The following is a 20,595-nucleotide window of genomic DNA, read 5'->3' as shown; positions in this document are numbered from 1 at the left end:
TCAAACGTTTTTTGGAAAATATTTAAATATTCCGGGCGCTTACGTCTTCAGGCCTTATTCGCTGGGTGGAACGTAGCCTTCCGCTTGTGCGTAGTCTTCGCCGGACAGGAACTTGTCCATCTCGGCCTGCAGGAATTTGCGATCTTCGGCGTTCATCATGTTCAGGCGACGCTCGTTGATCAGCAGGGTCTGGTGCTTCTGCCATTCTTCCCAGGCCTGCTTGGAGACGTTCTGGTAGATGTCTTCGCCTTTGGCGCCAGGGTAGGGCGCGCGATCCAGGCCGGGCAGTTCTTGTTTGTGCTTGCGGCACATCACGGTGCGGGTCATGCCATTTCTCCTGTATGCAGTGCGTCGGCCGCGCGTTTGAGCAGTTTCTTCACCGGAGCGGCGAGGCCCAGGCGCGGCGGGGTGGCGAGGTTATACCAGAGCCAGTCGGCCTCGGCCACGTAACCGGGAACGCCGTCGACTTCGATCAGCCAGGGTTCGATGGCCAACTGGAAGTGGCTGAAGGTGTGGGTCAGGCCGTCGAGCTGGCGACGTTCACCGAGGCTTAACTGGTGCTGATCGGCAAGTGCAGCCAGGGCGTCGATATCGTCGAGCTCTGGGAGGCTCCATAAACCTCCCCAGAGACCCGTCGAAGGGCGTCGATAGAGCAGGATGGCGCCATCGCGGCTGGCGAGCATCGGCATTAACGTGCGCTTCTGCGGCACTTCTTTGCGTGGTTTGGGGATCGGGTAGCGGATCTCCAGGCCCAGCAGGTGCGCTTCGCAGCCGCTCTGCACCGGGCAGAGCAGGCAGGTGGGCTTGCTGCGGGTGCACAGCGTGGCGCCCAGGTCCATCATCGCCTGGGTGTAGTGGTTGACGCGTTCTTCGGGTAAAAAACGCTCGGCCACGGCCCACAGCTGTCTGGCCACCTTGGGCTCGCCTGGGTAGCCTTCCTGAGCCACGTAGCGGGCCAGCACGCGTTTGACGTTGCCGTCGAGAATCGGCGCCCGCAGGCCCATGCTCAGGCTGGCGATGGCGCCGGCGGTGGAGCGGCCGATGCCGGGCAGTTCGGTAAGCGCCTCGACATCGCGGGGGAATTCGCCGCCGTGTTCACGCATGACGATCTGTGCGGTCTTCTGCAGGTTGCGGGCGCGGGTGTAGTAGCCCAGGCCGGTCCACAGGTGCAGCACTTCGTCTTCCGGGGCTTCGGCCAGGTCACGCACGGTGGGCAGCGCGCTCATGAACCGGTCGAAGTAGCCGAGCACGGTGCTGACCTGGGTCTGCTGCAGCATGATTTCCGACACCCACACGCGGTAGGGCGTGATGTCCTGCTGCCAGGGCAGGTCCTTGCGTCCGTGGGTGTCGTACCAGCGCAGTACCGCGCTGGAGAATTGCTCGGGTGTCATCGGTTGAACAGGCCCTTGAGTGCGTCTTTCAGTTCGGGGCTGACCTTGTCACCGAGCTTCTCTTCGAGTTTTTCGTTGATGCGATCGCCTGCCAGTTTGGCGGCTACCTTGCCCATGCCTTCCTGGTCCAGGCGGCAGGCCTTGGCGCCCAGCTCCAGCGGGCCGCGGCAATGCAGCGGCCAGGCCACGCCAGCGTAGCGACGGTTGACCTCGCAGGCAGGGTCCGGCATTTCGCGCTGGTCGCCTTCGATGGTGATGCCGACGCGGTAGTCCAGGCCCAGCACGCGCAGGTCGAGGTCGCCGTCGCCGGTCACGGCGAGCCCGGGGATGCGCGCTTGCAGATCCGGGTTGCTGGCCACGCCGTTGCGGATGTTGAGGCTGCCCTGCAGGCGCTCGAACGGGGTGTCCTTGCTGCGCGGGTCGCTGCTCAGCGATTTCCGGTTGAGGGTGGCGATGCCTCGGCACAGCTGTTGTTCGAGGTTGGCGTCGACCAGCACACCGTTGTTGAGCAGGAAGCTGGCGGTGCCGTTGAGTGCGTCGATCCAGGCCTTCTGGCTATTGCCGCTGGTGGTCAGGTCGCTCTTCAGGTCGAGCAGCCCCTTGAGCGGCGAGGGGCGCTGTTCGTCCTTGAGGAAGGGCTCGACCGGGATGCCGTTCAGTTGCGTGTGCAAGCTGAGCACGGGCACGGCCGGGCGCACGTCGGCGTCGGCCTTGATGGTGAAATTGCCGCCGCCGAGGTTGCCACGCAGCTCTTCCAGATTCAGCGTGCCGCCCTGACTCCGAGCCTTGACGCTGAACTTGTCGATGGCCTGCTTGTGCACCGTCAGTTGCTCGAGGTTGAGGGTGGCTTGCAGGTCGAGTTTGCGTAGCGTGGGGATCGGCAGCACTTCGCTCGAACTCCAGGCCTGCTGGGTCGGCGCGTTGGGCACCGGCGTGCTGCCGGCCTGCCCGGCGTTGGCGACGGTTTCACGCACTTCGGCCTTGCGAGCGGTATCGCTGTCCTTCTTGTCCTTGCTCGCCGGTGGCAGGTATCGGTCGAGGTTCAGCTTGTCGCCCTTGAGCTGCACGCGCAGCGCCTGCTTGGCGAAATCGGCGACGGCGATCTTGCCCGTGAAGGTGCTTTCGTCGAGCTTGAGGGTCAGCTCGTCCAGCGCCAGGCTGCTCGGCGTGCCGCCGAGCTTGGTCACCAGTTCGAACTGCGACAGGGTCTTCTCATCGCTCATCGGCGGCAGTTTCTGGCCGAGGCTGGCGAGGAATTCGCGCAGGTTGACCGGGGCGACGGACAGGCCGCCGGACAGCTTGGGTTCGCTCTGCAGATCGCGAATCTTCAACTCGCCCAGGGCGCGCAACTGATTGGCCGAGAGCTTCAGGCCGTTCCACTCGGCCACTTGGGCCGCCAGGTCGACCAGCAGTTGGCCCTGGGCGGCGTAGGTGAGGGTTTGGCCATTGAACGGCTCGCCGGACGCCTCGCCGGACAGGCGTGCGTCTTCGAGCTGATAGCGCTTGAGTACGCGGTCGAAACGCAGTTCGCCCTGCAGTTCGGTACGTGCGCGCATCACTGGCTGGTTGCTGCCGAAGAAAGCACTGAGCTTGATCGGCACCCCGGCGCCTTCGCGAATCGCGCCGGTGGTGAGCTGGATGCTTTCGGCGCTGAATTGCTGGCCCTTCTGGGCATCGCGGTAGTCCACGCGGGCGCCGTTGACGATCAGGCTGTCGATGTCCAGCTTGATTGGGGCGCCGCTGTCCTGGGCAGGTTCGGATTGCGGCTGCTGCGGCTCACCGGCTGCGGTCTGCTCGGCCGGTGTTGCGCCTGGCTTGGCGGCAGGGCGGCCGACGTCTTCCCAGTTGCCGTGGCCATTCTCGTCGCGCTGCAGGTCGAGGTTGAGGCCATCGACGCGGATGTCGCTCATCTGCACTTCCTTGCGCAGCAGCGGCAGCACGCGCACCGAGAGGCCGAGCAGGCGCAGGTTGGCGAAGGGTTTGTCCGGCGTGCTGGCGCTGGCCAGCGTGGCGTCGGTCAGCTCCAGGCCCAGCCAGGGGAACAGGCTCCAGCCAATGTCGCCGTTGAGGGTCAACTCGAGGTTGGCCTTGTCCCGCGCCAGTTGGCGGATTTCATCTTTGTAGTCGTTGGGATCGAAGAGGTGAGTCAGGGCAAAGCCCAACGCCACGATGATCAGCAGTAGTCCGAGGAAGAACAGACCCAGGATTTTGCCGAGCGCTTTCATGGACGAGTCCTATGCAGTGACGAGAAATTTGAATCCGCGAGTATAACGCCGACGGCGCGCCCGCGGCTAAAGCCTGTGGGCGATGCGCTCGGCGATGGCCAGGCTTGCCGTGAGGCCGGGCGATTCGATACCGAACAGATTCACCAGTCCTGATAGACCATGGTCAGCCGGCATTTGCAGCATAAAATCTTCCGCCGCTTCGCCGGGGCCGCTGAGTTTTGGCCGAATGCCGGCATAGCCCGGCGCCAGGCGGTTGCTGTCGAGCGCCGGGAAATAGCGGCGGATGGCGCTGGCGAAGGCTTCGCGCAGGGTCTCATCGACGCGGTAGTCGATGCTGTCGAGGTAGCGGGTATCGGGGCCGAAGCGCAGTTGGCCGGCCAGGTCCAGCGTGGCATGCACGCCCAGGCCGCTGGTGTTGGCCTCGGGCATCGGGTAGACCAGATGGCTGAACGGCGATTTGCCGTTGTAGTTGAAGTAGTTGCCCTGGCACATGTGCAGCGGTGGAACGCGCTGCGCCGCAAGGCCATCGGTGCGCTGGGCCAACCGCTGGGCGAACAGCCCCGCAGCGTTGATCACGCGCTGGGCTTTCAGGCTGAACGGCTCGCCTGCGCTGATACCGCTGGCGATCCAGCCATCACCGTCATGGCTGAGGCTGTCGACGCGGGTCTGCAAAACCAGTTCGGCGCCCTGGCGTTCGGCGCAGGCCAGGAGTGACTGCAGGAAGGCGTGGCTGTCGATGATGCCGGTGTTGGGCGAGAGCAGGGCGGCAACGCCACGCACTGCGGGCTCCAGAGCGCGGAGGCGAGCACTGTCGATGGGCTGCAGCGCGTCCACGCCACTGGCCAGGGCATTGTTGGCCAGCGCATCGAGCTTGCCGCGCTCTTCGTCGCTCACCGCCACCAACAGTTTGCCCAGGCGCCGGTGCGGCACCTGCCATCGTTCGCACCAGGCGTACAGGCGTTCGCGGCCTTCGAGACACAGTTCGGCTTTTAAGGAGCCCGGTGGGTAGTAGATGCCGGCGTGGATGACTTCCGAATTGCGGCTGGAGGTATGGCTGCCTACCAGGGTTTCCTGTTCGACGATCAGCGTGCTGCGTCCAGGCTCCGCCAGGCGTGCCGCGCAGGCCAGGCCAAGCGCGCCAGCGCCGATTATCAAGGTGTCGATGCTGTCCATGGCTGCTTTCCGGTGGGGTGAGTGCAGAGCGTAGCAAGAGGCCGTGAGCGTTGGCCCTCACGGCAGCCTGGCGAAGACACGTTGTTGCAATGCCGGGTATTCGGGCAAGCCGTACAGGCCTGCAAGCGTCGGCGTGCGCAGCAGTATCGGCAAAAAGCCGCAGTTCGCATGGGCGGCCTGCTGCACCACGGACATGGCCTGGTCGGGTTCGTCGAGCAACAAGTAGGTCGACGCCAGCAGGGCCTGCTGGCTGCGGTCCGTGGGGGCGTGACGCTCGATCAGGCGCCGCGCTTCGTCATCGGCGCCGCAGCGGGCCAGCACGAAGGTCAGGGAGGCGGTCGTGAAGGTCCAGGCTTGCTCGCCCGGCGTTATCTGGCGGGCGCGCGCCAGCAGCCCCTCGTGGGGTTTCTGGATGGCGTCGCGGCTCAGGCGCCAGATGGCGGCCTTGGGATTTTCCGGGTGGTCATGATGCGCTTTATCCACCCAGCGGCTGAACTGTGGCTGATCGTCGGCGATCAGGCTGGCGTGTGCGAGCAGCAGGGTGATCGGCAGGGAGTAGGGCGCCAGCGTCTGAGCGTGTTGCAGTACCTGTATGGCCGTCTCGACTGCGCCGCAGGCAATCAGGTGCCAGCCGTGGTGAAAGTGGCCTTTGGCATTCTCAGGGTCTTTTTGCACGGCCAGCAGGTGCAGGGGGCGTGCTTCGTCGAATCGCCAGGCACAGTCGAGCAGGTGCGCCTTGAGGGTATTGATGCCGGTCAGGCCGGGTGCTTCGCGGCCAACCTCGTCGAGCAGTTCGATGGCCCGATCCAGCTCCTCTGGCGACAGGTCACGGCCGCTCGCGACCATGTCAGCCAGGCACTGTGCGTGGGCGACCTTGGCTTCCAGCAGGCTGGGGGCGTTCTGCATCACCTCTCGAATCAGCCCGTTGGCCTTGTTCAGCGAAGCTTCGCTGCCCAGTTGCATGCGTTGGTGGGCGTAATCGAGCGTTTCCAGCAGGGCGACGTTAGCGCCCGTCTGGTGCTTCGCGTTCGATGCCTGCGCCTGAATCACCAGTTGATAGCCGCGACCGTAGACGGAGCGTATGGCCAGCCCCGGGATCGGGCTCAGCAGGCGGCGCAGGTTGGCCACGGCCCTGGCCAGGCCCTCGTCGGTCATGCCGCCATGCCAGAGATGCAGGTCGAAGTCCTGTTTGGAAACCTGCGCAGGCCAGCTGCGCAGCAGCAGGCGCAGTACTCCGCATTCCTTGGGTGGCAGCTGCAGCGGCGTGCCATGCAGGCAGGCATCACCATTCATGGCGACGGTCAGTCCGATTCTTTCAGGCGTGCAAGTCGTGGCAATAGACATCTATACGGCTCAGGTCGTCAGGCGGCTGGGAAGGCACTCCGCAGTGGTGGGCAATATTTAGCGCACTATTGATTGGCGGGCAGAGAACTCGGTTCCAAATTGCCATCGTCATGTTTTGATCAAGGTTGTTGTGTGATGGCCATTTAATATTTGCCTTTTGGTCTGCATTTCTTTTCGCTACGTCACTGGGTGTAGCGCGAGTTGCCGGCCTTCACCACCTTTTCAGATAAATCTCCATGTCCGCTGCACTGCGAATTGCCTGTAAAGGGCTGACCTCTCACGAGCAGGGACTGCTTACTCAGCAACTGAAGATGCTCAAGGGGCGTACGGCACAGTCGTGGGTCTACGTGGGGGAAAGCGATCACGCAGAGCTGCTGATCCTGCGTGGCCGTGATGAACACGACGAACGTGCGCAGGTGCAGCGGCGCATTGGCGCGCAGCTGCAGCCGGCGCATGCTATCGAGTGGCCGTTGCGGCTGTTCGGACTTCTCGAGTTGCTGGTCGATTACGAAAAGCAGCGGCAACCGGGCGAGGTTGCGGTTGCCGAGCTCTGTGAGCGGTTGGCGGCTTTGTCCGCCGAGCGTCTCTACCGCGTTGGCGATGATCTGATCATCGTGCCCAGGGATGACCTGGTGCTGACTCGGCAGCCTGACTTCGCTTCGGCCCTGCAGTGTCTCGCTGCGGTTGGCGGCGACCCGGAGCCCCTGGCACTGGTCCCGCTTGGCGAGCTCTCCCAGTTTCCTCAGCGTTTTTCCTTCAAGAGTCTGCTCTGGTCGTTGGCATTGGTGCGTGGTGAGCAGATCGGCGGTGATTTTCGCGCTCACGATGCCACCTTCCGGCTCGGTGCCTGGCCACTGTTGAGCGAATGGCAGAGTTCGCCGCCCCTGTTGCGTCTGGCGGCGCTGTATACCCGGCAGTTCGCGAGCATCGAGCGCGGTGTCGCGTTCTCGGGGGCGAGCCGGGAGCAGGTGCAGGCATTCCTGTTCGCCTGCAAATGTTGCGGCATGGGCCTCGACGCCCGGGTGGAGCGCCAGGACGTTGCCGTGGCGGCGCCGGCGGAAAAAACATTGTTGCAACGCCTGCGCATGCGCCTCGGGCTGGGCTATGGGAAGTCGAAACAGGCATGAAGATCCTTTTTATCGGCCCCATGGGCTCGGGCAAGACCACTGCCATCAATGCGGTCAGCGATATCGCCACGGTTTCCACCGAGGCCGAGAACAATGACCTCGAGGTCAATGCCAAGGCGACCACCACCGTTGCCATGGACTACGGCGAGATTCACCTGAGCGATGGCGAAACCGTCGCGCTGTATGGCATTCCCGGGCAGGCGCGTTTCGATTTCATGTGGACGATCCTCGCCGAAGGGGCCATGGGGGCGGTGTTGCTGCTCGACCACGGTGACCAGGATGCCTGTGGCCAGCTGGCCGTCTACCTCGACGCCTTCGCCGAATTGGCCGGGCGCGGCGCGCTGGTCATCGGCATCGGCCACACCCGTTTGCCGGCAGCCGAAGTGCTGGGGCCTTACCAGCAGTTGCTGCGCCAGCGTGGCCTCGCACTGCCGCTGTTCATCACCGACGTGCGTGAGCGCTCCAATGTCCTGCTGCTCATCGAATCGCTGATCGCCAATGCCGAAGTCAATCAACTGATGGAGAACTTCTGACCATGTCTCAGGCCATGCCCACGCTGCGCAGCCTCTGTCTGCAGCATCTTCAGGAGCTGAAGGATGGCACCGAGCATCTGGTAATGGCGGCGGTGTCTTCAGCCGACGGTTTCCCCATCGCGCTGCTTGGCGCAGAGCCCCAACTGGGGCGCAAGGCGACCGCCATGGCCGCTGCACTGGATGGCCTGAGCAAGTCGATCGCCAAGGAGTTTTCCCTGGGTGGCCTGGAGGGCACGGTACTGGAATGCGAGTTGGGGCTGGTGCTCTGCCGGCAGGTGCACACACCCAAGCGCAACCTGGTCCTGCTCATGGTCATGAGCAAGGACGTGACTTACGGACACGCCCTCTGGGCAATCAAGAACGCGGCCAGAGCCATGGCCACTTCACTGCAGACGTCCATCGAAGTTGGCGTCGCACCTACACTCACCAGCGTAAAGGAATGATCTGTGACCAGCATTACTGAAAACCTCAACCAGTTGCTCGAAGTCGATGGTGCATTGGCTGCTGCCGTCGTGGACTACTCCAGCGGCATGCTGCTCGGTTCGGTCGGCCAGGGCATCGACCTGGATATCGCCGCCGGCGGCAACACCGAAGTGGTACGCGCCAAGCTGAAAACCATGAAGATGCTGGGCCTGAATGAAAACATCGAGGACATCCTGATCACCCTGGGCACCCAGTACCACCTGATCCGCCCGCTGACCAGTACTCAGGAGTTGTTCATGTACTACGTACTGGACCGTTCCAAGGCGAATCTGGCGCTGGCGCGTCGCAAGCTCCAGGCCGTCGAAGGTCAGATCGCCATCTGATTTCCAGTCAGCTGACAGCTCTAGGGGGCTGTCGGCTGTCGGGAAGCCTGAGAAAGGCGTCTCAGACGCTGAAAAGTGCCGTTTTGGTGGCTGCACAACCGCTATGGCTATGTGACACAATGACGCGGGAACTCTAGCGTCATGCTAGCTGCGAATGATTCGCTGAAATATATGTGCTGTGTAGTGAGGCCTCTATTTCGGGCCTCGCAAGTAATCGTCTTGTTTGCCAACTTAAACTCAGAGAAGAAAAAATGACTGACGCCATCGTGCAAAACGGTGCTTCAGCGACCCCTGCGTTCCTTTCCAAGGCGCGCATCATCGCTAAGCCCGGTTTCAACCGCTGGCTGGTTCCGCCAGCTGCCCTCGCCATCCACCTGTGCATCGGCATGGCCTACGGATTTTCCGTATTCTGGCTGCCGTTGTCGAAAGCCATCGGTATCGATGCTGCCGTCGCCTGTGCGCCGGACATCGGCTTCTTCGAGCAGATCTTCGCCAGCAACTGCGATTGGCAGATCTCCATGCTGGGCTGGATCTACACGCTGTTCTTCGTATTCCTGGGTTGTGCGGCTGCCGTGTGGGGCGGTTGGCTGGAGCACGCTGGTCCGCGCAAGGCCGGCCTTGTTTCCGCCGTTTGCTGGTGTGGTGGTCTGCTGATCTCCGCGCTCGGTATCTACACGCACCAGATCTGGTTGATGTGGGTGGGTTCCGGCGTGATCGGCGGTATCGGTCTGGGCCTGGGCTACATCTCCCCGGTATCGACCCTGATCAAGTGGTTCCCGGACAAGCGCGGCATGGCGACCGGTATGGCCATCATGGGCTTCGGTGGCGGCGCGATGGTCGGTGCTCCCCTGGCTGCAGCACTGATGGGTCACTTCTCCAGCGAAACTGACGTCGGTGTATGGCAGAGCTTCGTGGTCATGGCGGTGATCTACTTCGTCTTCATGGTCGGTGGCGCACTGTCCTACCGCGTTCCGCCGACTGGCTGGAAGCCGGCAGGCTGGGTCGCCCCGGCAGCCAAGGCCAACAACGCCATGATCACCAAGGGCCACGTACACGTGAACACCGCGTGGAAGACCCCGCAATTCTGGCTGGTCTGGGCGGTTCTGTGCCTGAACGTATCCGCTGGTATCGGCATCATCGGCATGGCTTCGCCCATGCTGCAGGAAGTGTTCGGTGGCAAGCTGATCGGCGTGAACGTGCCGTTCAGTGAGCTGAGCAAGGATCAGTTGCTGCAGATCGCCGCAATCGCTGCCGGCTTCACCGGCCTGCTGAGCCTGTTCAACATCGGTGGCCGTTTCTTCTGGGCATCGTTCTCCGACCTGATCGGCCGTAAAGCGACCTACTTCGTGTTCTTCGCGCTGGGTTTCGCCCTGTACGCGCTGGTTCCGTGGACCGGTCACCTGGGCAGCATCGCGCTGTTCGTATTCGCTTTCTGCCTGATCCTGTCCATGTACGGTGGTGGTTTCGCAACCGTTCCGGCCTACCTGGCGGACCTGTTCGGTACTCAGATGGTTGGCGCCATCCACGGTCGCCTGCTGACCGCCTGGGCGTTCGCTGGCGTGCTGGGTCCGGTACTGGTGAACTACCTGCGTGAATATCAGCTGAGCATCGGTGTCGAGCGCGCTGCTGCCTACGACATCACCCTGTACATTCTCGCTGGCTTGCTGGTTCTGGGCTTCATCTGCAACCTGCTGGTTCGCCCGGTGGATCCGAAGTACTTCATGACCGAAGAACAGCTGGCCGCTGAGCGTGCTCACGGCGAAAAATCCGCACCGAGCGCCAGTGAACTGGAGTGGGCTGCCGATCCGTCGAGCAAGCCGCTGGTCATCGCTGCCTGGCTGGCCGTGGGTATCCCGCTGGCCTGGGGTGTGTGGGTGACCCTGCAGAAGACCGTCGTGCTGTTCCAGTAACGGTTCGTCGTTGGTAAAAATCCCGCCGGTGCCCTGTGCACCCGCGGGATTTTTTGTGGGTGTCACTTTTTCCAGCCAGGCCTCACGCGTTTTTCGTCCATTTTTGCCGTGTGGCTTTATAGGTTCGCTGCTTATCAGCCTATAATGGCGGCCCTTTCGCCCAACGATTTTGTGGAGCAGGTGATGGCCGAACGTACGGCATCCGTCGAGCGCAATACCCTGGAGACCCAGATCAAGGTCTCGATCAATCTGGATGGTACCGGCAAGTCCAAGTTCGATACCGGTGTGCCATTTTTCGAGCACATGCTCGACCAGATCGCCCGCCATGGCCTGATCGATCTCGACATTTTCTGCAAGGGCGACCTTGAGATCGACGACCACCACACCGTCGAGGATGTCGGTATCACCCTCGGCCAGGCGTTCGCCAAAGCGGTCGGCGACAAGAAGGGCATGACCCGTTATGGCCATTCCTACGTGCCGTTGGATGAAGCGCTGTCGCGCGTGGTCATCGATTTCTCGGGGCGTCCGGGCCTGCAGATGCACGTGCCGTTCACCCGCGCGGTAGTCGGCGGCTTCGATGTCGACCTGTTCCAGGAGTTCTTCCAGGGTTTCGTCAACCACGCTCAGGTCAGCCTGCACATCGACAACCTGCGTGGCGTGAATACCCACCACCAGATCGAAACCGTGTTCAAGGCCTTCGGCCGCGCGCTGCGCATGGCCGTGGAGCTTGACCCGCGCATGGCCGGGCAGATGCCATCGACCAAGGGCGTGCTCTGATGCAGACGGTTGCAGTCATCGACTATGGCATGGGCAACCTGCACTCGGTGGCCAAGGCGCTGGAGCACGTTGGTGCCGGCCGGGTGCTGGTGACCAGTGACGCTCAGGTAATTCGCGAAGCCGACCGCGTGGTGTTTCCCGGTGTCGGTGCGATCCGTGATTGCATGGCCGAGATCCGCCGCCTGGGCTTCGATGAGCTGGTGCGTGAAGTCAGCCAGGACCGTCCGTTCCTCGGCATCTGCGTCGGCATGCAGGCGCTGCTCGAGCGCAGCGAGGAGAACGACGGCGTCGACTGCATCGGCCTCTTCCCCGGCCAGGTGCGTTTCTTCGGCAAGAGCATGGTCGAGGACGGCGAGCCACTCAAGGTGCCGCATATGGGCTGGAACGAAGTGAGCCAGGCGGTCAATCACCCGCTGTGGCACAGCATTCCGGATCAGGCGCGCTTCTACTTCGTGCACAGCTATTACATCGAAGCCGGCAAGGCGCAGCAGGTCGTTGGCCGTGGGCATTACGGCAAGGATTTCGCCGCTGCCCTGGCCGATGGTTCGCGCTTCGCCGTGCAGTTTCACCCCGAAAAGAGCCACACCCACGGCCTGCAACTGCTGCAGAACTTCGCCGCTTGGGATGGCCGCTGGTAATGGCCAGGCTCAAGAGCCCGATCCTCACGCTCACGCCCGAGCAGGAAAGCGATGCGGTGCACAAGCTGCAGCGCTTCCTGGCCGACCGTTACGAGCTGGAGCTGGGTTCCTTCGAGGTGCTGGAGCTGCTCGAACTGTTTGGCCGTGAAGTGGCGCCGCATTACTACAACCGGGCGGTCAACGATGCGCACGGTCTGCTGCGCGAACGCTTCGAAAGCCTCGAAGTCGACCTGTGGGCGCTCGAGAAAGATTGATTCCAGCCACGCTGATTGAACTGAACAAGGTGTACAGATGCTGATTATCCCCGCTATCGACCTCAAGGACGGCGCCTGTGTGCGTCTGCGTCAGGGCCGTATGGAAGACTCCACGGTGTTTTCCGATGACCCGGTGAGCATGGCTGCCAAGTGGGTCGAAGGCGGTTGCCGTCGTCTGCATCTGGTCGACCTCAACGGTGCGTTCGAAGGCAAGCCTGTCAACGGCGACGTGGTCACTGCCATCGCCAAACGCTATCCGAAGCTGCCGATCCAGATCGGCGGCGGTATCCGCTCTCTGGAAACCATCGAGCATTACGTCAAGGCAGGCGTCAGCTACGTGATCATCGGCACCAAGGCGGTGAAAGATCCGCAGTTCGTGACCGATGCCTGCAAGGCCTTCCCAGGCAAGGTGATCGTCGGTCTGGACGCCAAGGACGGTTTCGTCGCCACCGACGGCTGGGCTGAAGTCAGCACCGTGCAGGCCACCGACCTGGCCAAGCGCTTCGAGGCCGATGGCGTCTCGGCGATCGTCTACACCGACATCGCCAAGGACGGCATGATGCAGGGCTGCAACGTCGAGGCCACGGCGGCCCTGGCGGCCGCCAGCCGTATTCCGGTGATCGCCTCGGGCGGTATCCACAACCTGGGCGATGTCGAGAAGCTGCTGCTGGCCCGTTCGCCCGGCATCATCGGCGCCATCACTGGCCGTGCCATCTACGAAGGCACCCTGGATGTCGCTGAAGCGCAGGCTTTCTGCGACAACTTCAAGGGCTGAGCATCCGCCTGACGCCGTATTTCGGAGAAACACCATGGCATTGGCCAAACGCATCATTCCTTGCCTCGACGTGGACAACGGCCGTGTGGTCAAGGGCGTCAAGTTCGAGAACATCCGCGACGCCGGCGACCCGGTGGAGATCGCTCGCCGATACGACGAGCAGGGCGCCGACGAGATTACCTTTCTCGACATCACCGCCAGCGTCGATGGTCGCGATACCACGCTGCACACCGTCGAGCGCATGGCCAGCCAGGTCTTCATCCCGCTGACCGTGGGCGGCGGCGTGCGTACCGTGATGGACATTCGCAACCTGCTCAACGCCGGTGCCGACAAGGTCTCGATCAACACCGCCGCAGTGTTCACCCCCGAGTTCGTCGGCGAGGCGGCTTCGCGCTTCGGTTCGCAGTGCATCGTCGTCGCCATCGATGCCAAGAGGGTCTCCGGCCCGGGTGAAACGCCGCGCTGGGAAATCTTCACCCACGGCGGGCGCAAGCCCACCGGCCTCGATGCCGTGGCCTGGGCGCAGAAGATGGAGGGCCTGGGCGCAGGCGAAATCCTTCTGACCAGCATGGATCAGGACGGCGTCAAGAGTGGTTACGACCTCGGCGTGACCCGGGCCATCAGCGAGGCCGTCGGCATTCCGGTGATCGCTTCCGGTGGTGTCGGCAACCTGCAGCATCTGGCCGATGGCATCATCGAAGGCAAGGCGGCGGCGGTGCTGGCTGCGAGCATCTTCCACTTCGGTGAATACACCGTGCCGGAGGCCAAGGCCTACATGGCCAGCCGCGGTATCGTGGTGCGTTGAGCACCTCCTGTGCGGGTTGGATGTGCCACACGTCCAACTTGGTGCATTTGCGCTTTTGGATGCCCGCTAATGGCGCTAAGCTAGCACTCGTGTGACAGGGATTGGTCTCGAGCCAGGGCGTCTAGCCCGGTAGTATGAGCGAATCGCCTGGTCGCACCGGGCGTGACCTTTCCGGCCGTCCGTCAACGCTCTGAATTGACAGGTAGTCGAGTACATGTGGAAACGTCTGTGGTTGGCAGCGGCGGGTGCCCTGCTTTTGATGACATCGGCGGCGCGCGCCGAAATCGATCCGAACTACAACGTGGTGTTGCTGACGGAAAACTTCCCGCCGTACAACATGGCGATCAATGGCAAGAACTTCGCGCAGGAAGACAACATCGACGGGATCGCCGTCGATGTGGTGCGCGAGATGTTCAAGCGTGCCGGCGTGTCCTACAGCCTCACTCTGCGCTTCCCCTGGGACCGCATCTATAAACTCGCACTGGAAAAGCCCGGCTACGGCGTGTTCGTGACCGCGCGTCTGCCTGAGCGCGAGGAACTGTTCAAATGGGTCGGGCCGATCGGCCCGGACGACTGGATACTGCTCGCCCGTGGCGACAGCACCCTGGTGGTCAACAACCTGCAGCAGGCCAAGCAGTACCGGATCGGCGCTTACAAGGGCGATGCCATCGCCGAGCACCTGGAGAAGCAGGGGCTGAAGCCGATTACTTCGTTACGCGATCAGGAAAATGCCAAGAAGCTCGAGAGCGGTCAGATCGACCTGTGGGCCACCGGTGATCCTGCTGGCCGTTATCTGGCACGTCAGGAAGGTGTCAGTGGCTTGAAAACCGTTCTGCGTTTCAACAGTGCACAGCTCTATCTGGCCCTTAACAAGGACGTGCCGGACGAGGTGGTACAGAAGCTGCAGTCGGAATTGGACAAGATGCGCGCTGAGGGTTACGTCGACAAAATCCTCAACAGTTATCTTTAGGCATGAAGGTCATTTAGCTGCACGTCGCGAGCGCTACCGAGGGGGCGCTCGCGTGGTCAAGAACTGGCGTTCATGCTGCAATGCAGCGTGCCTTCGGCATGCGGTAGTCATTGCCATGGAAGGTGATGGTGCGGGGATTCGGCAGGAAGCCGCCAACCATAATCATAACCACGCGGCGGGGACGACTGATGTTGAACACTTTGAAAGCGCTTGGGCTGTTGCTCACTTTCGCGGCTTGCACCGCCAGGGCCGAGCTGCCACCTGACTACAAGATGGTGCTGCTGACCGAGAACTTCCCGCCGTTCAACATGGCGGTGGACGACAAGAACTTCGCCCGCGAAGACGCCATCGACGGCATCAGCGCCGAAGTGGTCCGTGAGATGTTCAAGCGCGCACAGATCAATTACACCCTGACGCTGCGTTTCCCCTGGGATCGCCTCTACAAGCTGACCCTCGACAAGCCCAACTACGGCCTGTTCTCCACCACCTTCACCCCCGAGCGTCAGCCACTGTTCAAGTGGGTCGGCCCGCTGGCCAAGACCAGCTGGGTGTTGCTGGCGGCTCCCGGCAACAACCTGACCGTCAACAGCCTGAAGGAGGCCAGCCAGTACACCATCGGCGCCTACAAGAACGATGCGGTCAGCCAGCACCTGGAAAGTCAGGGGCTGGCCCCGGTCAACGCCCTGCGTGATCAGGAAAACGTGAAAAAGCTCACCGGCGGCAAGATCGACCTGTGGGCCACCACCGATCCGGTCGGCCGCTACCTGGCCAAGCAGGAAGGCGTCAGTGGCCTGACCACGGTACTGCGTTTCAACGAAGCCGAGCTGTATCTGGCGCTGAACAAGGACACGCCGGACGAAGTGGTGCAGCGCCTGCAGAAGGCCCTGGACGAGTTGCGCAACGAAGGCTTCATCGAGCAGATGACCAACAACTATCTGTAAGAGCGTCGCCAGAAATCGGTATGGGCCAATGCCGATCAGCAGGTCGCCTGCGCAGGTGCGGTAACACGGACCTTTGCAGGCCTACGCACTCCGTTTTGCAGGACGGTTGTAAGCGTTTCGCCCCGGGGGCGGGGCTCCTACGAGATGGTTGATACGCAAGAGCGCGCCGCGGCGAATGGCGGCCTTGACGCGTAATCGCGCAATGACCAGCATCGCTTCGCCCGCAAGCGGGCTCCTACGGGGGTAAGCCTAGGCACTCCGTTTTGCAGGATGGCAGTAACCGCTTCGCCCCGGGGGCGGGGCTCCTACGAGATGGTTGATACGCAAGAGCGCCCCGCGGCGAATGGCGGCCTTGACGTGCAATCGCGCAATGACCAGCATCGCTTCGCCCGCAAGCGGGCTCCTACGGGGGTAAGCCTACGCACTCCGTTTTGCGGGATGGCAGTAACCGTTCCGCCCCGGGGGCGGGGCTGCTACAGGGTCATGTGTCACCCATTCATAGCCAAGAAAAAGCCCCATTGCAGTCGCCTGCAATGGGGCTTTTCGTTACCGCTGGCGCTTAGTCGGCGCGGGTGACGTTCAGGCCCTTGAGCAGGTTCAGTGCCTGGCTCAACTGGTAATCGTCATCCTGCGGACGAGCCGCCCTGCCAGCACCGCCCTGGCTCGGACGGTCGGCGCCGCCGTTGCCGTTGCCCAGGTGACCTTGCAGATCGGCTTCCTTGAGGGTCGGGTCGTCGCTCTCGCGAGTCAGCTTGGCGCGTGCCACCTCCACGTCCGGAACGATGCCCTGAGCCTGGATGGAGCGGCCATTGGGGGTGAAGTACAGCGCGGTGGTGATCTTCAGGGCGCGGTCGTTGTTCAGCGGCAGCACGGTCTGTACCGAGCCCTTGCCGAAGCTGTCGGTGCCCATCACCACGCCGCGTTTGTGATCCTGCAGGGCGCCGGCGACGATTTCCGATGCCGAGGCACTGCCACCGTTGATCAGCACCACCAGCGGGACGCCTTCGCTGGCGTCGAGCGGGTCGGCCGAGAAGCGCAGCTCCGAGTTGGGGATGCGGCCCTTGGTGTAGACGATCAGGCCCTTCTTGAGGAAGTGATCCGCCACTTCCACGGCCGACTGCAGCACGCCGCCCGGGTTGTTGCGCAGGTCGAGGACCAGGCCGCTGAGCTTCTTGCCGTTTTCCTTGCGCAGCTTGTTCAGCGCCTTGCCGACTTCTTCGCCGGTGTTGACCTGGAACTGGGTGACGCGGATGTAACCGTAGCCCGGGTCGATCAACTGGCTACGCACGCTGGTGACCTTGATCACCGCGCGGGTCAGTTCCACGTCGAACGGCTTGCCGCCTTCGCGTACCAGGGTGAGCAGAATCTTGCTGCCGGCCTTGCCACGCATCCTGTCCACGGCTTCCATCATCGACAGGCCCTTGGTCGGCTTGCCGTCGATCTTGACGATCAGGTCGCCGGGGTGGATGCCGGCCTTGGAGGCGGGTGTGTCATCGATGGGCGAGACCACCTTGATGAAACCGTCTTCCGTACCGACTTCGATGCCCAGGCCGCCGAATTCGCCGCTGGTGCTTTCCTGCAGCTCGGCAAAGGCTTTCGGGTCGAGGTACGCCGAGTGCGGGTCGAGGTTGCTGAGCATGCCCTTGATGGCGTTCTCCAGCAGTTCCTTGTCGGTAACCGGCTCTACGTAGGCGGCCTTGATGCGGTCCATCACCTCGGCGAAGGTGCGCAGCTCCTCGAGCGGCAGTGGCGCTGCGCTCTGGTCGGCGGCCGGCGGAGGCGTGATTGGAGCCTGGTCGGCATGCAGCACAGGTGCGCCACCGAGCAGGGCAATCGCCAGGGCCAGGGAGGTGAGGCGAGACAGTTGCGGCATTCGAACTAACTCCTACGACAATGAGATGGCGCTTATCCTTGCGCCCGACACCATTGGGCCGGATCGCTGGCGCGGCCCTGCTGGCGAATCGCGAAATACAGGGCCGGCGTGTCCTGCCCGCCGCTGGTACCAACGGTGGCGATGGGGTCGCCGGCCTTGACGATGTCTCCGGCGTCCTTGAGCAGGCTCTGGTTGTGCCCGTACAGGGTCAGATAACCGTTGCCATGGTCGAGGATGACCAGAAGCCCGGATCCGCGCAACCAGTCTGCGAAGACCACCCGACCACCATGCACAGCGCGTACCTGACTACCGGCGGCGGCGCCGATCAGTACGCCGTCCCACTTAGTCCGAGCGTCTTCGCCGCGAGGGGTTCCATATCTCGCCACCAGACGTCCGTTCACCGGCCACGGCAGCTTGCCCTTGGCATTGCCGAAAGGGCCGCCATAGGTGGCCCCGGAGCTCACCAGCGGGCCATCCGCAGGTTTTCTGGCAGCAGGCGTCGCGGGCTTTTCACGGGCCGCGGCGAGGGCACGCTGACGTTCCTGCTCGGCTTCACGGGCCTGGCGGGCGAGGGTTTCCTCGATGGTCTTGAGTACGCGGCCGAGCTCGGCCTGTTCCTGCTCGCGGGCCTTGAGGCGCTCACCGCGGGCGGCGTAGTCCTTGTTCAGCTTGGCCAGGGCGATCTGGCGTTCCTTGCGTACGGCCGCCAGCTCGTTGCTGCGCGTGTCCAGCTGGCTTTTCTGTTCCTGCAACTGAGCCTGGTGATGGCCGATGTCTTTCTCGACGTTGACCAGTTGGCGCAGCGTTTCGTTGAAGGCCGTCAGTTGCTCCATGCGGGCTTCAGCGAGGTAATCGTAGTAGGTCAGGGTGCGGGAGAACTTTTCCGGATTCTGCTGGTTGAGCAGCAGCTTGATGTATTCCTGACGCCCCCCCTGATAGGCGGCGCGCGCCTGAATGCCGATCAGCCGCTGCTGCTCAATGCGCGCGTCCTGGAGTTTTTTTTTCTCCTGGTCGAGGCGCTTGAGTTCCTCTTCGCTCTCCTGCAACTCGTCACGCAGGCTCTTGACCTGGTTTTCCAGATCGCCCATTTCGGTTTCGGTGGACTTGAGCTGCTTCTGCACGCCGGATTTCTCCTGCTGCAGTTGCTCGAGCAGCTTCTTCAGCTCGGCGACGTCGGAGCGTGCGGCCTCCAACTGCTTTTGCGTTTCCGCTTTCTGGTCGGCGAAAGCAGGCACCAGCAGGCTGGTCAGGAGAACGAGGATGAGGGCACGAAACATGGGGCAGGCGGTACCTGGCGGGGAACGCGCCTAGTATGCCCTTGGCGCGGGTTAAAAAGAACGCCCCGGATCGCGGATTGCGACCCAAGGCGTGCCGCTGTCGACCGATGGCCGATGTCGTTCAGTTGAAGGTGACGATGCTGGTGCCGGTCATTTCCTTGGGGATCGGCATGCCCATCAGCGTCAGCAGGGTCGGTGCCACGTCGGCCAGCACGCCGCCTTCGCGGATGCTCACGTCGCGCTTGCCGACATAGATGAACGGCACCGGCTCGCAGGTGTGGGCGGTGTGCGCCTGACCGGTGCACTCGTCCTGCATCTGCTCGACGTTGCCGTGATCCGCGGTGACCAGCGCTTCGCCACCGACCTTGTCGAGTGCTTCGACGATGCGCCCTACGCAAGTGTCCAGGCACTCCACGGCGGCCACGGCGGCCTCGAAGACACCGGTGTGGCCGACCATGTCACCGTTGGCGTAGTTGACCACGATCACGTCGTAACGCTGGTTCTCGATGGCATCGACGATCTTGTCGGTGACTTCGGGCGCATTCATCTGCGGCTGCAGGTCGTAGGTGGCGACGTTCGGCGACGGAATGAGGATGCGTTCTTCGCCGGGGAAGGGTTCTTCACGGCCACCGGAGAAGAAGAAGGTCACGTGGGCGTACTTCTCGGTCTCGGCGATGCGCAGCTGGGTCTTGCCGTGGTTGGCCAGGTACTCGCCAAACACGTTGACCAGCGGCTCGGGTTTGTAGGCGCTCGGTGTGTCGATGCTCGCTGCGTACTGCGTGAGCATGATGAAGCCGGCGGTCTGCGGCACGCGGGCACGTTCGAAGGCATCGAAGCCCGGCTCGACGAAGGCGCGGGTCAGTTCGCGGGCACGGTCGGCACGGAAGTTCATGAACACCACGGCGTCGCCGTCTTCGACGCTGACCGCTTCGCCGATGCTGGTGGCCTTGACGAACTCGTCGCTCTCGCCACGCGCGTAGGCGGCTTCCAGGCCAGCCACGGCGGTGTCTGCGCTGAACTGGCTCTGCCCGGCGGCGATCAGGTTGTAGGCCTGGGCGACGCGATCCCAGCGGTTGTCGCGGTCCATGGCGAAGTAGCGGCCGATCAGCGAAGCGGTGCGGCCTTTGCCGAGCCTGGTGAAGGTCGCGTCGAGCAGCTCGAGAGAGGCCTGGGCGCTTTTCGGCGCGGTGTCACGGCCATCGAGGAACGCGTGCAGATAGATTTTCTCGGCACCGCGGCGGGCAGCCAGTTCGGCCATCGCCACCAGATGGTCCTGATGGCTGTGCACACCGCCATCGGACAGCAGGCCGAGGATGTGCACGGCCTTGCCTGCGCCAACGGCTTTATCCACGGCACCGGTGATGGCAGGGTTCTCGAAGAACTCGCCATCGCGGATCGCCTTGGTCACTCGAGTGAAGTCCTGGTACACCACACGGCCGGCCCCCAGGTTCATGTGGCCGACCTCGGAGTTGCCCATCTGGCCGTCCGGTAGACCGACATCCATGCCGCTGCCGGAAATCAGCCCATGGGGCTGGGTGGCACGCAAACGGTCGTAGACCGGCGTGTTGGCGGCGAAGATGGCATTGTGCTCGGGCGTGTCGCTGTGGCCGAAGCCGTCGAGAATGACCAGAACCAAGGGTTTGGGCGTTGCGCTCATACTGGGCTCGCTCTGCTTGAGGGACGCATAAAAAAGATCTGACATTCTACGACCAAGGAAAGATCCCGTCACCGCCGTACGGCCTTTGGTGGGACTCTCGTGGCTGTGTATACTGGCCG

At 62.9% G+C, this 20,595-nt stretch carries 20 protein-coding genes; 12 read left to right on the top strand and 8 right to left on the bottom strand.

The annotated features are described in order from the left end of the window. Nucleotides 1–54 precede the first annotated feature (54 nt). The 5 genes from FHR27_RS17970 to FHR27_RS17950 all read right to left on the bottom strand — a co-directional run bounded on the left by FHR27_RS17970 (nt 55) and on the right by FHR27_RS17950 (nt 6,082). A complete protein-coding gene (locus tag FHR27_RS17970) occupies nt 55–327 on the bottom strand; it encodes an oxidative damage protection protein (RefSeq protein ID WP_042555471.1) in 273 nt (90 codons plus the stop codon). Next, complete coding sequence (gene mutY, locus FHR27_RS17965; protein ID WP_042555470.1) at nt 324–1,391, bottom strand: A/G-specific adenine glycosylase; 1,068 nt, start codon at nt 1,389–1,391, stop codon at nt 324–326. The genes FHR27_RS17970 and mutY overlap by 4 nt, the downstream gene beginning before the upstream one ends. Then, nucleotides 1,388–3,616 (bottom strand): AsmA family protein, encoded by a 2,229-nt coding sequence (locus tag FHR27_RS17960; RefSeq protein WP_042555469.1) that lies wholly within the window; start codon nt 3,614–3,616, stop codon nt 1,388–1,390. Before FHR27_RS17960 ends, mutY begins: the two co-directional genes overlap by 4 nt. 66 nt (nt 3,617–3,682) lie before the next feature. Then, nucleotides 3,683–4,789 carry an NAD(P)/FAD-dependent oxidoreductase gene (locus FHR27_RS17955; RefSeq protein WP_042555468.1) on the bottom strand — a complete coding sequence of 369 codons (1,107 nt, stop codon included), beginning with the start codon at nt 4,787–4,789 and terminating at the stop codon, nt 3,683–3,685. Nucleotides 4,790–4,846: 57 nt separating this feature from the next. Further along, nucleotides 4,847–6,082: a winged helix-turn-helix domain-containing protein gene (locus FHR27_RS17950; protein ID WP_179539192.1), complete on the bottom strand. Its 1,236-nt coding sequence runs from the start codon at nt 6,080–6,082 to the stop codon at nt 4,847–4,849. Between the two features lie 287 nt (nt 6,083–6,369). Between FHR27_RS17950 and FHR27_RS26725 the strand changes: the two genes are divergently transcribed. From FHR27_RS26725 to FHR27_RS17895, 12 genes are all read left to right on the top strand, one after another. Beyond that, complete coding sequence (locus tag FHR27_RS26725; RefSeq protein WP_218878500.1) at nt 6,370–7,260, top strand: hypothetical protein; 891 nt, start codon at nt 6,370–6,372, stop codon at nt 7,258–7,260. Further along, nucleotides 7,257–7,793 carry a GTP-binding protein gene (locus FHR27_RS17945; RefSeq protein WP_042555466.1) on the top strand — a complete coding sequence of 179 codons (537 nt, stop codon included), beginning with the start codon at nt 7,257–7,259 and terminating at the stop codon, nt 7,791–7,793. Before FHR27_RS26725 ends, FHR27_RS17945 begins: the two co-directional genes overlap by 4 nt. Nucleotides 7,794–7,795: 2 nt before the next feature. Then, nucleotides 7,796–8,236: a roadblock/LC7 domain-containing protein gene (locus FHR27_RS17940; protein WP_042555465.1), complete on the top strand. Its 441-nt coding sequence runs from the start codon at nt 7,796–7,798 to the stop codon at nt 8,234–8,236. A gap of 3 nt (nt 8,237–8,239) precedes the next feature. Then, a complete protein-coding gene (locus tag FHR27_RS17935; RefSeq protein ID WP_179539191.1) occupies nt 8,240–8,599 on the top strand; it encodes a hypothetical protein in 360 nt (119 codons plus the stop codon). A 251-nt stretch (nt 8,600–8,850) separates the two neighbouring features. Next, on the top strand, nt 8,851–10,509 hold the full coding sequence (locus FHR27_RS17930) for an OFA family MFS transporter (protein WP_042555463.1): 1,659 nt from the start codon (nt 8,851–8,853) through the stop codon (nt 10,507–10,509). Nucleotides 10,510–10,692: 183 nt separating this feature from the next. Beyond that, a complete protein-coding gene (gene hisB / locus FHR27_RS17925) occupies nt 10,693–11,286 on the top strand; it encodes an imidazoleglycerol-phosphate dehydratase HisB (RefSeq protein ID WP_042555462.1) in 594 nt (197 codons plus the stop codon). Continuing rightward, nucleotides 11,286–11,924, top strand: a complete 639-nt coding sequence (gene hisH / locus FHR27_RS17920) for an imidazole glycerol phosphate synthase subunit HisH (RefSeq protein ID WP_042555461.1) — start codon at nt 11,286–11,288, stop codon at nt 11,922–11,924. The genes hisB and hisH overlap by 1 nt, the downstream gene beginning before the upstream one ends. Continuing rightward, entirely contained in the window at nt 11,924–12,178 is a 255-nt protein-coding gene (locus FHR27_RS17915; RefSeq protein ID WP_042555460.1) for a DUF2164 domain-containing protein, read from the top strand. Before hisH ends, FHR27_RS17915 begins: the two co-directional genes overlap by 1 nt. A 37-nt stretch (nt 12,179–12,215) precedes the next feature. After that, nucleotides 12,216–12,953 (top strand): 1-(5-phosphoribosyl)-5-[(5-phosphoribosylamino)methylideneamino]imidazole-4-carboxamide isomerase, encoded by a 738-nt coding sequence (gene hisA, locus FHR27_RS17910; RefSeq protein WP_042555459.1) that lies wholly within the window; start codon nt 12,216–12,218, stop codon nt 12,951–12,953. Between the two features lie 34 nt (nt 12,954–12,987). Next, nucleotides 12,988–13,758, top strand: coding sequence for an imidazole glycerol phosphate synthase subunit HisF (gene hisF, locus FHR27_RS17905; RefSeq protein ID WP_042555458.1), 771 nt, complete (start codon nt 12,988–12,990; stop codon nt 13,756–13,758). A gap of 214 nt (nt 13,759–13,972) precedes the next feature. Continuing rightward, nucleotides 13,973–14,728, top strand: a complete 756-nt coding sequence (locus FHR27_RS17900; protein ID WP_042555457.1) for a substrate-binding periplasmic protein — start codon at nt 13,973–13,975, stop codon at nt 14,726–14,728. Nucleotides 14,729–14,916: 188 nt separating this feature from the next. After that, complete coding sequence (locus FHR27_RS17895; RefSeq protein ID WP_042555456.1) at nt 14,917–15,669, top strand: substrate-binding periplasmic protein; 753 nt, start codon at nt 14,917–14,919, stop codon at nt 15,667–15,669. Nucleotides 15,670–16,228: 559 nt separating this feature from the next. Here the strand turns inward: FHR27_RS17895 and FHR27_RS17890 are convergent. The 3 genes from FHR27_RS17890 to gpmI form a co-directional block, all read right to left on the bottom strand. Next, nucleotides 16,229–17,542 carry a S41 family peptidase gene (locus FHR27_RS17890; protein ID WP_042555455.1) on the bottom strand — a complete coding sequence of 438 codons (1,314 nt, stop codon included), beginning with the start codon at nt 17,540–17,542 and terminating at the stop codon, nt 16,229–16,231. Nucleotides 17,543–17,574: 32 nt separating this feature from the next. Beyond that, complete coding sequence (locus FHR27_RS17885) at nt 17,575–18,819, bottom strand: murein hydrolase activator EnvC family protein (protein WP_179539190.1); 1,245 nt, start codon at nt 18,817–18,819, stop codon at nt 17,575–17,577. 121 nt (nt 18,820–18,940) lie between these two features. Next, nucleotides 18,941–20,476 (bottom strand): 2,3-bisphosphoglycerate-independent phosphoglycerate mutase, encoded by a 1,536-nt coding sequence (gene gpmI / locus FHR27_RS17880; protein WP_179539189.1) that lies wholly within the window; start codon nt 20,474–20,476, stop codon nt 18,941–18,943. Nucleotides 20,477–20,595: the final 119 nt, after the last annotated feature.

This window comes from Pseudomonas flavescens (assembly GCF_013408425.1).
In the GTDB taxonomy this organism is placed as follows: domain Bacteria; phylum Pseudomonadota; class Gammaproteobacteria; order Pseudomonadales; family Pseudomonadaceae; genus Aquipseudomonas; species Aquipseudomonas fulva_A.
The sequence above is the reverse complement of the archived record's forward strand: the minus strand, read 5'-3'. Positions and strand labels throughout refer to the sequence as shown.